Below are 13,051 nucleotides of genomic sequence, written 5' to 3'. Positions count from 1 at the left end.
CTCACCTTCTTATATGAGCGACTTGCAAAATATCATTCAAGAGTCTTCGTCATACCATATAGATATTTAAGAATCAAAAATTCTATATATGGTATGACGAGGACCTATATCTATAATTTTACAAGCGCCTGATATACAAATGCTTCACGAAATTGCCTCTTAAAAATAAAGCCAGATCTTTTTCATATTTATGTTCATAGCACACCAATCATCTGGTTTTCACTTTTACATTTTGAACAAGTACCACTTATAAGTGTCCCTCTCGTATTTAAGCTCAAAAATACGGGCCTGATCCCCGAAAACACTTTGACACCGAAATTTGATCATAACATTGCCTGCCAATTTTTCCACCTCAGCTAAAATAATTCTGTCTACCTTAATCGTTTTTCTTTCACCCATATTGTCTTCGATTCTAAACCGCAATGGCCGAAGATTACCCGACTGGTCAAAAATTGCTAAAACCTCTACTTCTCTCGGGTTGGTCCGCATGACCACCGACTCCTTTCCTTCATCGAATGACATCCACATCAATGTTCCGACTAGAACATACGTTCCCCACACCTCTATTATACACGAACGTTTGTTCTGTTGCAACTTTGGGAAATATATGCAATTTTAAAATTTGCCATAAAAAAAGAAGACTGCTCATTGAACAGTCTCCAACTGGTGTTTTAAAGATTTAACCCTTTTCATCAATATCAAAGGCGTTCACGTCTTTATCCAGTGACCTTGTTACTTTCACCTGATTTTCTATGCTCTCTTGAATTTTATTCGATGTTATAGACAGGTCTTCAACATTTTGAGAAATTTCCTGTGTGCCTTTTGTTAATTGATTCATAATATCGTCAATGCTGTCAGTGACTTGATTGACTTCACTTAGTTTGTCCTCTATTTCATCAAGGCGACCACTTGTCTGCTCAACCATATTCATTATGTTCGAAGCATCGTTTTCATACGCCCTGCTTAACTCCAGTGACTTCTTGTAGTCTTCATTGACCTGCGTTTCTATAAAAGAAAGGGTCTCAAGGGCACTGTCAGACAATGATTTTACAGCGGACTCCACCTTACTCACAATAGGCTTTATGTTCTCAACATTCTTTGAAGACTCTGAAGCCAGTTTTCCGATTTCGTCTGCAACGACGGCAAATCCTCTACCTTGTTCACCAGCTCTTGCTGCTTCTATAGACGCATTGAGCGCCAGTAAATTGGTTTCCTCAGATATTTTTGAAATGACTTCAGCAATATCATTCACTTCACGAACAACTACACTCATTTGAACAGCGTCTTCCACTTGTTTTTTATTCAAACTATAAATACGGTCCTTCTCATGAATTGACTTTGTGGTTTCTTCCTTAAAAGTCTTGGATGTCTCCTGCATTTTTTTAGATTTTTCTTTTTCCGAAACCATTGATTCAAGCAACCACTTTGTATCATCAAAGACGCTATCTGTTTTCTTTGACACCATGGTAATAGAAGAACTATTTTCCTGCATACCTGCAAGAAGCTCTTCTGCAGATGCACTGATGGCTTCTAGCTTAGACACCAAGCTTCTGTTTTCTTCTTCAAGGACTTTAATGCTACCATTGATCGTATCAGACTTGTAATCAATACCGCCAATAATATCATTTAAATTATCCATAGCCTTATTCAAGTTATCGCCAAGCACTTTAAGTTCATCATTGGCCTTGAGTTCAATGCGACTGGTTAAATCTCCATCTGCAAGTTTCTGAATGACCTTACTCACTTTGTTCAGTGGGGTCAGAACCACGTAAGTCAGTATTAAATAGATGATTGCTGACGTGGTCAAAATACTGATTCCAGTATTGATATACACAGCAAATACCCCTTTAAACTCATACACTTTAGCAATGAGTTCCACAATGATTCTAGATATTTCCGTACTCACCAAGAGTGTAAACACCAGGCCTATGATGATTTTTGATTTGATACTCTTTAATTTACTCATGTCATCTCCTCATATCACTTTTGTCATTCACACTAAATTCAAAAAAATATGATCCCATCATAGAAACTTTTTAAAATGTTCTATAGACTTGGATCAAATCAATTGTTCTTTGTTTCATACACCTGATTGCAAACAGACCTTGACTAGGTTAACGTTTACTAAATCAAGCACATACTATTGTTTCATATACCCTTGTGTAAATCAAGGCAACCAAGGCGGTGTTCATATTTTTTTTACAATCCAGTTTAGCGCTTTATAAATGCAAAACAACTGAAGATTAAAAAAGCCTTAAATCCCACTTTAAATCCAACCTTACGGCTTTTTATGTAATATAATGGAATTCACTACATCGAGCATGTATTTACACATGTCAACTATAAAATATCAAAAGGGGCTGAAGTGCTTGAATACACCTCAGAATAGAAAAAATCCACTGCTAAAAGTTTTAAAGTTTATCCTAGCCACCGCTGCCTGTTTGTTTCTCTTTTTCACTGAGCTGGATGATCTTCTAGTTTTCTTTACAGAAATCAAGGCGACACGCAGACGCCATCTCCTAAAAAAAGACTATAATAACTACACACGGTAAAAAAGATGAAAAACCGCAGAGGGATGGTTGAAGTCTCCCTGCGGTTTCATTTTAATGCTTAGATTGAGTCACTTGATTCTATTAAGCCAATGGTCAGTTGGCTTAAACGGTCAATTGATCTTGAGATAACTGCTCAGGTCTGACTACAAAATAGTTTGCGTTAAGACCTAATAGTGCATTTGTTTATTTGTTTATTCTTTTATTAATTAATCTTTCCCATTAATGCTTTTCATACATTTTCTTGCGTTTACTCATAATGTAGAATTCATATTCAAGTCTATACGGTTTTACTTTGATATTGTCTTTTTTGATACTATCTTACTTTAACACTCGATCAACTTCATGAAAGTCAAGCCCATGTAGGGATAGGGTCAAGTCTTTCATTTCTACTAAAAGGTATTGATTTGGTCGGTTTTAGCAGGTCGGTGAAATTGTCGTCACGAAATTTCAGCGCATGGCCTATGCGGGAATTTCCGTATATTTTGCCTCTTTTACAAGAGGGCTTATATTAAGGCTCACAGTCTACTCTGTAGGGTTATGCAGACGTGCTAAATGCCCAAATTTCATCATCGCCAAGAACCTTTACATCTTCACGAAGAAGACCAATTCTTGAAATATTCAACAGATGCTTGTAAGTGAAGTTTTCTGAGATTGAATTATTCCCCCAGCTGCCACATCCTAGTGTTGTTGATGGTGAGAATCCGTTGAAGAAACTGCCGCCAGCCGTTGTAGCTGATGGTGCATTCACGACAAGTCTTGATACAGATAGAACCTCTCCAACTTTTTTAATATTATCAATATTGTCTGAATGAATGGCCGCACTGTGTCCATTGCCTTCTATTTCAAGGTTCGTTTTGGCAATTTGAACGGCTTCATCAAACGTTTGATATTTGAAAGTGACCATGACAGGGCACATTTTCTCCTTGCATAGAATGTCTTCGTTGCCAATACCGTCTGCTTCAAGAAGAATCACACGTGTGTTCTTTGGTATTTCAACACCAGCCATTTGGGCAATTTTTTCTGTAGATTGTCCCACGACATCCTTATTCATGTGGTCTCCACTAAAAATGGCATTTCTAAACTTAGCTTTTTCCTCATCTGATGTGACAACGTAGGCACCATTGTCAGAGAATGCTTTCATAACGGCATCAAAGTCATCCGCGTGAGCAATAACAGACTGTTCCCCAGAACAGATAATGCCATTGTCAAACGTTCTACCATCAATAATTTTCTGTGCAGCCGCATTAAAGTCAATATCTCTATCAACAATAACTTGAACATTGCCAGCGCCAACCCCATAAGCAGGTTTTCCGCTTGAATAGGCAGCCTTAACCATGCCCATACCACCTGTTGCCACAACCACGTCTGCCAATTGCATAAGTTCATTGGTCTTGTCAATGGATGGCTGGTCAATGATCTGAACCAGACCTTCTGGTGCACCCAGTTCACGAATGCGAGCATTTATGAGCTCTACAGTTTTAGCACTGCAATTTTTCGCTCTTGGATGAGGGGCTACAATGATTGAATTTCTACCCTTGACTGCAAACATGGCATTGCACATAGGTGTTACAATAGGATTTGTTGTCGGTGTTACCGCACCAACCACACCGATTGGCTTGGCGATTTCAACAATATTTGTTATAGGATCCCTATAAATTTCTCCCACTGACTTTTTGTCTTTCAGGTCGTTCCAAATCACCTTTGCCTTGCCCTTGTTCTTAGCCACCTTATGCTCATACACGCCCATGCGCGTTTCTTCTATTGCCATTTCCGCCAGCATTTCCGCATTGTCATAGACAACTTTGCCAATCTCTCTTACAATTCTATCGACTTGGGGCTGAGAAAAGCTTTCAAATTCTTTTTGGGCTTGTCTTGATTTTTGAATCATTTCATTTAACATTGTCTTACCTCCGTCACCTTAATACAGTCTTGTATAGATTCCCTGGATGTCTTCACGTGAAAATTCAACATAGTTGTTGGCAAGCAGGCGTTGTTGTCCCGTGATCACACTATCAGTGAAAGACTCAATTTCAGATTCCTTCATCCCATAAGTGCTTAGTTTATTCTTAGATAACAACTGACCTAAAACGTCTTCCAGTTCTTCATATACCTTCTGTTGATCCACTCCAAGAATGTTTGAAAGCAGTTCATTGACATTCTTGATTCTACCGTCCGGATCTTTCTTGTTGTACAGCTTAAAGACTTCCGTAAAAAACTGATAATTTGCTTCGCCATGAGGCACATGGTACATTCCGCCAAGAGGATATGACAAGGCATGAACAGCACCTACACCTGCATTACCAAAGGCAATGCCGGCTAGGTTGCTTGCCACTGCCATATCTTCTAGCCTCTCAAAGCGGTATTCCTCACCCTCTTTAAGGATGCCATTATAAATTTCCATAATCGTCTCAATGGCGTTAATGCTAAACATGCGCGTATATTCATTCGACTTTGGAGACACATACGCTTCTATGGCATGAATCAGAGCATCGATAGAGCTATAGATATAGAATTTATATGGAAGTCCACGAAGGAGCTCAGGAATTAAAACAGCGTCATCTGGGATAAGTTGGTCTACAGCTAATCCCATTTTTGTTTGCTTGGATTTAATCTCAGCAATTGTTATGTTTGTCACTTCACTTCCAGTTCCACAAGTTGTTGGAACAGCAATGAGGGATTTTTCCTTAATAAGTGGTATCTTTTTTTCAAAAGCATCCACAACATTATTTACGTCTTTTAAAACAAGGAGCTTGGCAATATCAAGCACTGTGCCCCCGCCAATGGCAAATATTCTGTCAAACGGCTTGCGCTTGGCTTCTGTCAAAATAGCATTCATCATTTCATCAGAAGGCTCACCTGAGCCAAATGATTCTTGAATGATAAAATCTGCCTTCAGATCAAGGGACTTCATAAATGGTTCGTAAAGAAAGCCATGTGTCAGAACCAAGTCACCCTCACCAATTTCAAAATTCTTAGCAAATTCATCGAAAACGCCAAATTGATGAATCTTTGATCCCAGTTTGAATAATTGCATATGTTCACCTTTTTCTATATAAACCTTTTATTAAACGACTCAATAAGCTCCTCTTTGAAATCTGGATGGGCCACTTGAATGAGGGCCTGAGCACGCTGTCTCAGCGTTTTGCCCTTGAGTTCAGCCACACCAAACTCAGTAACAATATAATGGACATCGTTTCTTGTTGTTGTAACAGCACTGCCTTCATCAATAAATGGCACAATTCTTGAAACCTTACCCTTTGATGCTGTTGATGGAATGGCAATAATAGACTTGCCGCCCTTTGCCATACTGGCGCCGCGTACATAGTCCACCTGTCCACCTACACCACTAAACTGTTTTAATCCAATTGTTTCAGACACAACCTGACCCATTAAATCCACTTGAATACATGAATTTATGGAAACAATATTGTCATTTTGCATAATAACAGCAGGATGGTTCACATAATCTACTGGATGCAATTCAACAAGAGGGTTGTTGTCCACGAAATCATAAAGGGCCTTGCTTCCCATGAGGAATGTTGAAATCATCTTCCCAGGATGCAGGGATTTTTTACGCCCGTTAACCACACCCGCTTCTACGAGTTCAAGAATGCCATCGGAAAACATTTCTGTATGAATACCAAGGTCCTTCTTGTCTTTTAAGAACATGAGAACAGCATCTGGGATAGCCCCTATGCCAAGTTGCAGGGTTGATCCATCCTCAACAAGTTTGGCGCAGTTTTCGCCGATGGCTTTTTCCACATCTCCAATGCGAGGTAGAGGGATTTCATATAGGGGATTATTTGTTTCGACAATATAATCTAGGTCTGAAACATGAATAAAGTTGTCCCCACCAACCCTTGGCATTTGCTCATTCACCTCAGCAATGACGATTTTTGCACATTCTGCAGCAGGCTTTGTATAGTCACTGGACAGTCCAAAGCTACACATGCCCTTCGCATCAGGTCGACTAACTTGAATCAGAGCCACATCAACAGGCAGTCTGCCTTCTTTAAAAAGCCCTGGCACTTCGTTGAAAAAGCATGGTGTGTAGTCTGCCTGATTTCTTTCAATAGCCTTTCTTGAATTGCCACCTACAAATAAAGCATTGTGTCTAAAATGTCCCTTCATGTCTTCTGCTAGGTATTTGCCTTCGCCCAGACACAACATATGGACAATCTCAACATCTTTATAATTTTCTTTGGCATCTGTCATTGCTTTTAGAACATCAACCGGTGTCGATGCAGCATGTCCAAGTACCATGCGAGAATTTGAAGGAATGGCTTGTGCTGCTGACTCAGCACTGACGAGCTTGCTTTGATATATTTTTTCCCAGCCCATTGAAACCTCCTTTTTTTTCTTTATTTTATATATTTTTACATATAGGGGTATGTTGATTGGTTTTTCACCCACATATCTCGTTCTAAGTGCTTCGATATATATATTAGAACAGCCCCTTTTGAATTTTCTTTCATATGCCTGAACAACTAGCCTGCTCTTAAAATCTGCTTGGCCATGCTCCACATACTTTCGTCCACATCTGTTACAAGGATCACCCTCTTAATTTCAGGGAGGTTCTCGAGGATGCTGGCCTCAACAACATCCTCGACCGTCATCTGTGCTGCACTGCATGTTCTGCAGGCTCCAAGAAAACGAACCCTCACTTCGCCACCATCCACAGAGATCAGTTCAATGTCTCCGCCGTGACGTCGTAAGCTTTTTCTAACCTTGCTGTTTAGTACATGTTGAACACGTTCAAAAACATCATTCATATTCCATCACTCACTTTATGGTCCCAGTGCAATCAAATAATTATACTTTTATGCATACATGTTTGATATTTATGTAGGACTATCTATAGAGAGCGACTTGCAAAATATCCTCTGTGAGTCACCACCACATATAAAGGAAATATTTGAAACAATATATGGTGGTGCCCTAAATCTGCAATTTTGCAAGCGCTCGATTTAGAAAATTTCAACTGATTAAGGTTTTTATATTATAATCTGACTGAGCTTACCAACTTATCTACTGGGCTTTTGAGTTAGATACTTTCTCAACAGACACATTGTCGTCAATTTTAGCAATGGCTTTTGCCAATTCTTTTTTACCTTCTATATTGCCCTGACGTGCAATCATGATACGTTGCGCCTGAGGCGAACCGGCACCATGCATAGATTCTGTTCTATAGCCTACAGCCGCTGTTCCAAGAGTCATATTTTCAACAAGACGCAAGATACGCATTCTATGTTCAGTTGGCACATCGCTCTTAGCCTTGAAGTATTTATCAACGTATGGACCAATAACTGGATGGTTGAAATCTTTTTCAGATGGCAATGTCACCATGAGTCCACCTGCTATGTCTTCAGCCAATCTTGAAATTTCATATGGCATTCTTGTGACATTCTGCTTACACACATTAGCAAGAAGAAGGTTAATCATATAGTTGCCAGCTTCCATTTTCGTGCCCTCTGATGAGCATGCAATGCCACAGCTATAAAGCGTTTCGTTTAAGTGTGTCATTTCAATGAGCTTGTCTTTGATATGGCTTGCTTTTTTCACGCCATTATATTCTGCCGCTAGGGCTGCCGCACCGATAAGTACATCGCCCACACCAACTTTACATCCACCGTAAGATTGTCTATGGTAACCGGCAAAACGTTCCACCATCATGCCTGCAAATTCATGTTCTTTCTTTAAGAAGATGCGATCATTTGGGACGAAAACATCATCAAAGACAACCAGAACTTCATGTCCACCAAATTGGCTGTTGCCTAGATCAATATCAGCTTCTTCTTCCATTTTTCTAGCATCACAGGACTGACGGCCATAAATCATAAAGACACCTTCAGCATCGCTTGGGACAGCAAAACTCACAGCATAGTCTTTATCCTCTTCACGCATGGCAATCGTTGGCATGATAAGGTGTTCGTGAGAGTTTACAGCACCTGTTTGATGCGCTTTTGCACCACGTACTATTATGCCATCTTCCCTTTCTTCTACAATGCGAAGGTACATATCAGGGTCTTCCTGCTGAGATGGTGCTAGGCCTCTATCCCCTTTTGGATCTGTCATAGCGCCATCAACAACCAAGTCATTGTCCTGGACAAACTTCATATATGCTTTGAAGTTTTCATGATAGTTTGTGCCGTGCGCCTTATCTATTTCATATGTTGTGCTGTATACAGCATTGAAGGCATCCATGCCAACACATCTTTGGAAACATGATCCTGTTTTTTGTCCAAGCAGACGAAGCATTTTCACCTTATTTTTAAGGTCTTCTGTGCTTTGGTGAAGATGACAAAACCTGTTGACTGTCTCCCCCGTTAAATTTGAAGTGGCTGTCATAAGATCTTTATGCTCATCATGATGTGCCAGTTCATATGTCATAGCTACAGAGTTTAGAGATGGTCGAATCACTGGATGATCCACTGGATTGTCAATCAGCTCACCAAAAAGGTAAACTTTAAGATTCATTTTTCTAAGGCTTTCAATATACTGCTCTTTTGTCATTAACGCCATTTTAATCACTCCTAATATTGTTCTCCATGTCTTTCAGTCACTTTTAATTAACGCAACTCACATGCCAACTTTTCTTTTTCTGTTAAACTTTTATCTATACCACGTCCAAAAGCCTTGCTATGAGCCTTGTATAAGCAAAAAGTATTTTGTTACGCATTTAACAATAATATCTCAATATTGTTTTTAATCCAGTACAAAATAAAGGGTGGTGTTGCATTTTTGCAACACCACCCTTTTTCACTCACAAGCAAAAGCCTTGTCTTTGTGCGGTTCTATATCACAAATCACGGTCTGTTGCATTTTTGCACCACGTTGCAGTATCGCAACAGATCCTATCAACTCGTTACATCCTTAACAATCTTTTCGTATTTACTTCTTTTTCTAACAAATGTAGAGGCATCTATGCCAAGTGATTTTGCAGCGTCTCTTACGTTGCCATATTCATCATAAGCATTGGCTATCATTTGAGATTCTAGTCGTGCCACAGCATCTTTCAAATTCCCTCTTGGAACACTGGCCCCCAAGTCAATATGGTGGTCCACTTCAACGGGGAGTTCATTGGAAAGTATTGTGTCATCCTGGCACATGACAAAAACCCGCTCTACAACATTCTTCAGTTCACGTATATTTCCAGGCCAAGCGTATCTATAGAGTTTTTCATAAGTGTCTTTTGAAAGTCTCTTCTCTTCATCATATTCTAAATTTAATGCATTCAAGAATGTATTGATAAGCGGTACTATATCAGCCTTTCTCTCTCGAAGGGGCGGAATATGTATGGGAATAATATTCAATCTGTAAAAGAGATCTTTTCGAAATGTCCCCTCTTCTGACATGGCTTTTAAATCCTTATTTGTGGCCGCAATAATCCGCACATTGATTTTTGTTGTTTCCACACTACCAACACGCTGTATTTCTTGTTCCTGAAGAACTCTTAGAAGTTTTGCCTGTACATTATAAGGCAGTTCACCGATCTCATCTAGGAATATTGTTCCTCCATTGGCTTCTTCAAAAAGACCCACTTTACCACTGGCCTTGGCTCCGGTGAAGGCTCCCGAAACATATCCAAAAAGGGCTGACTCAATGAGAGAATCTGGAATGGCACCACAGTTTACAGAGATAAGTTTTTTTTCACTACGCAGGCTATTTTGATGAATGAATTCAGCCATACGCTCTTTACCAACACCGGTCTCTCCTGTTATCAATACAGTTGTATCATGGCTTGCCACCCTTTTTGCCGCTTCTAGTATACGGACCATTTTTCCGTCTCTTGAATAAATAGAACTTTTCTCATTAAGGGTTTTACGAAGGGATTCCAACTTTGTGTTGTACATATCCATCTTTCTATCCCGTTCATAAAGTTCCTCCCTGAGCCTTTGTAGTTCTGTTATATCTCGAACATTGGTCACAATCATTTCGATTTCACCGTGGTCATCAAATATGGGTGTGCCTGTCACAAGCAGGATCTTTCCTGATGAAAGCTTCTGGTGCATGGTTACCACATCACGTGTTCGCTGTACAACTGTACTGCAAGCCTTTGATATAATGCCCTGGTCAACAAGAATATTAACATGCTTGCCCATAATATCATCCGCTCGAATACCTGTTATCCGCTCATAAGCCTTGTTGACTCGAGTTGTTACAGCATTGCCATCCGTTATAAATATGCCATCATAAGACGATTCTAGAACTGTATCCAGTTTTCTAGTTATTTTTTTAAATTCACTTAGTTCTTCAACCACATTCATATAGGCCCTGCAGTCTTTTTTTGCACATGAATCCTGCATGACCCTTTTATCTGATTTCATTTTTCCACCACCATCTGTACATAGGTTTACCAAATTGACTTTAACATTTTTTTAACAATGTTTCAATCTATGAATCATAAGTCTATGTTTTACTGACAGGAATGGTTATAAACCCGTCATGGATTTCGCCAAAGCAGTGGGCCGTGGCTTTTTCTTTATAAATTGCAAAAAGTCCGTAGGCACTTAAAAAAGCGTCTAACTTATCCTCAATGTGCTTATGGTCCTTTCTTTTAATACTTTGACCTTCAATGTCAAAGTGATCTTTTATTCCCGTCATGTCAAAATCGTCTTCAAGGGCACATAGGCGTCTTAAAATTTTGTGCAAGTTGTCATGACTTTCTTTATAAGGAAGTCTTCCTTTAATCTTATAAGGCGCAGGATAAAGTTCGGGAAAGAGCCCACAATAAATGCCTGTAGGAAAGGTCTCCACCAATACACTTTTTCCGTCCTGAGCGACAAAATCAAAATGAATGGGTTTGCTCAGCTGGTTCAGTACAGATGCCTTGATTTTTGTAGAAAGCACCTCTCCACGAATACCGCCATAGGTTTTTTCAAAGAAGGACCGATTGGCCATGAAGAGCATGAGCCTGTGTCCATGGAATCTTGCCCGCGTTACCAGTCGGTCTGCCTCCCTTGCCCCTGTTTGATTGGCAATAACCAAAGGGGCATCTACAGCCACACATAAGTCATCGTGACCATACTCCAGTATTTTCTCAACAAGGGCCTCATCTGAGTAGACCTGGGCATCCAAATAGAGAACATTTCCTGTGTCATCCATAACACAAAGTCCTGTTTCGTTTTTATATGTCCAAGCCAAATCTATACCAATAAATTTCACCTATATCCACTCCAGTCTAACTCTATGTGCCTAGCCCACATAATCTGTGTTAAAAAATATAGACAGGCAGGCGTCCATTAGGAATTCATGTCACCAATATACCATATATTTCATTTTCAATTTACAAAATACACCTTTGCTTTCAACATTTTTTATGCGCCACTGATCAAGTAAATCCTCATGGATAGATCCATTGACTTAGGCAAGTCCCTTAACAAAAAGTAGTCTACTTTCATCCAGTTTGATAAAATATCCCTATCAGAAGAACGTATTTAAAGGGGTCAAACAGTTCAAATTAATTGCTCCAGAAGGCACTGAAATCGAATTTAGAAATACCGCTTTTGTTTAAACATCAAAACCCCTGCGACGGAAAGTCATGATGGACTTCCCGTTTCAGGGGTTTTGAAGAGGCTGGTCACTTTTACAGGGACAAATCGTAATCTGTCACTTGATAAACACAGTAGTTAAGCCAGTTTGAAAAGAGCAGATTGGCATGAGACCGCCATCTGTTTTTAGGACGAAGCACTGGGTTATTTTCAGGATAATAGTTAAATGGCATCTTTATATCCAGCCCTTTTTCCACATCTCTAGCATATTCTAAATGCAGGGTCAGTCCATCGTATTCAGAATGTCCTGTTACAAAGACCTGACTTAAGTCATCTCTTGCCACTATATAAACGCCAGCATCCTTTGACTCACATAGTATTTTAAGCCCTTCAACGCCCTCAATGTCTTTACGCCTTGTCTCTGTATGTCTGGAATGCGGGGCCAAAAAAGAGTCATCAAAACCCCTGAGTAGGGCCACTTTCTTTTCTAAAACCTCATGGTCATAAACGCCAAACATTTTCTCCTTAAGTGGATGTTTGTCAACATCATAAAAATGATAGAGACCGGCCTGAGCCCCCCAGCATATAAACAATGTGGATGTGACGTTTTCCCTGGAATAGTTCATGATTTCTTGAAGCTCTGTCCAGTAGGTCACCTCTTCAAATGCCATGTTCTCAACAGGCGCTCCTGTGATAATCATGCCGTCAAATCTTTGGTCTTTCACATCCTCAAAGGTCTTATAAAAAGTCTTTAAATGGTCTGCGTCCGTATTTTTGCTTTCATGGCTTGAAGGATGTATAAAAGTGACATCCACTTGGATCAAACTGTTGGAAATCAGTCTTAAAAGCTGGGTTTCTGTTACTATTTTTAAAGGCATTAGGTTGAGCACCAATATTCGCAATGGTCTAATATCCTGATGCTGGGCACGAACCTTGTCCATGAGAAAAAGGCCTTCTTCGGTAAGTGTCTTAAAAGCTGGAAAACTTTCCGGTACAACAACTGGCATA

The 13,051-nt window shown here is 39.8% G+C and carries 10 protein-coding genes; all 10 read right to left on the bottom strand.

Going from position 1 to position 13,051, the window contains the following annotated elements:
- Window positions 1-225: 225 nt before the first annotated feature.
- The 10 genes from ACQ4KW_RS09655 to metA all read right to left on the bottom strand — a co-directional run bounded on the left by ACQ4KW_RS09655 (window position 226) and on the right by metA (window position 13,050).
- Window positions 226-522 (bottom strand): hypothetical protein, encoded by a 297-nt coding sequence (locus ACQ4KW_RS09655; protein WP_430886323.1) that lies wholly within the window; start codon window positions 520-522, stop codon window positions 226-228.
- A gap of 157 nt (window positions 523-679) precedes the next feature.
- A complete protein-coding gene (locus ACQ4KW_RS09650) occupies window positions 680-1,966 on the bottom strand; it encodes a methyl-accepting chemotaxis protein (protein WP_430886322.1) in 1,287 nt (428 codons plus the stop codon).
- A 1,121-nt stretch (window positions 1,967-3,087) separates the two neighbouring features.
- A complete protein-coding gene (locus ACQ4KW_RS09645; protein ID WP_430886321.1) occupies window positions 3,088-4,452 on the bottom strand; it encodes an aldehyde dehydrogenase family protein in 1,365 nt (454 codons plus the stop codon).
- 18 nt (window positions 4,453-4,470) lie between these two features.
- Window positions 4,471-5,586: a 4-hydroxybutyrate dehydrogenase gene (locus ACQ4KW_RS09640; RefSeq protein WP_430886320.1), complete on the bottom strand. Its 1,116-nt coding sequence runs from the start codon at window positions 5,584-5,586 to the stop codon at window positions 4,471-4,473.
- 14 nt (window positions 5,587-5,600) lie between these two features.
- A complete protein-coding gene (locus ACQ4KW_RS09635; RefSeq protein WP_430886319.1) occupies window positions 5,601-6,893 on the bottom strand; it encodes an acetyl-CoA hydrolase/transferase family protein in 1,293 nt (430 codons plus the stop codon).
- Between the two features lie 146 nt (window positions 6,894-7,039).
- The gene (locus ACQ4KW_RS09630) at window positions 7,040-7,324 is read right to left on the bottom strand and encodes a NifU family protein (RefSeq protein ID WP_430886318.1); all 285 of its coding nucleotides are present in this window, start codon (window positions 7,322-7,324) and stop codon (window positions 7,040-7,042) included.
- Between the two features lie 256 nt (window positions 7,325-7,580).
- Window positions 7,581-9,074, bottom strand: a complete 1,494-nt coding sequence (locus ACQ4KW_RS09625) for a 4-hydroxyphenylacetate 3-hydroxylase family protein (RefSeq protein ID WP_430886317.1) — start codon at window positions 9,072-9,074, stop codon at window positions 7,581-7,583.
- Window positions 9,075-9,409: 335 nt separating this feature from the next.
- On the bottom strand, window positions 9,410-10,879 hold the full coding sequence (locus ACQ4KW_RS09620) for a sigma-54 interaction domain-containing protein (RefSeq protein WP_430886316.1): 1,470 nt from the start codon (window positions 10,877-10,879) through the stop codon (window positions 9,410-9,412).
- An 82-nt stretch (window positions 10,880-10,961) separates the two neighbouring features.
- Window positions 10,962-11,717 carry a DUF429 domain-containing protein gene (locus tag ACQ4KW_RS09615; RefSeq protein ID WP_430886315.1) on the bottom strand — a complete coding sequence of 252 codons (756 nt, stop codon included), beginning with the start codon at window positions 11,715-11,717 and terminating at the stop codon, window positions 10,962-10,964.
- A gap of 421 nt (window positions 11,718-12,138) precedes the next feature.
- Window positions 12,139-13,050 (bottom strand): homoserine O-acetyltransferase MetA, encoded by a 912-nt coding sequence (gene metA, locus ACQ4KW_RS09610; RefSeq protein WP_430886314.1) that lies wholly within the window; start codon window positions 13,048-13,050, stop codon window positions 12,139-12,141.
- Window position 13,051 lies beyond the last annotated feature (1 nt).

This window comes from Tianxiuia mixotrophica (genome assembly GCF_050596425.1).
In the GTDB taxonomy this organism is placed as follows: Bacteria; Bacillota; Clostridia; order Peptostreptococcales; family Acidaminobacteraceae.
Note: the sequence above shows the minus strand (reverse complement) of the source record. Positions and strands in the feature narration are given on the sequence as shown.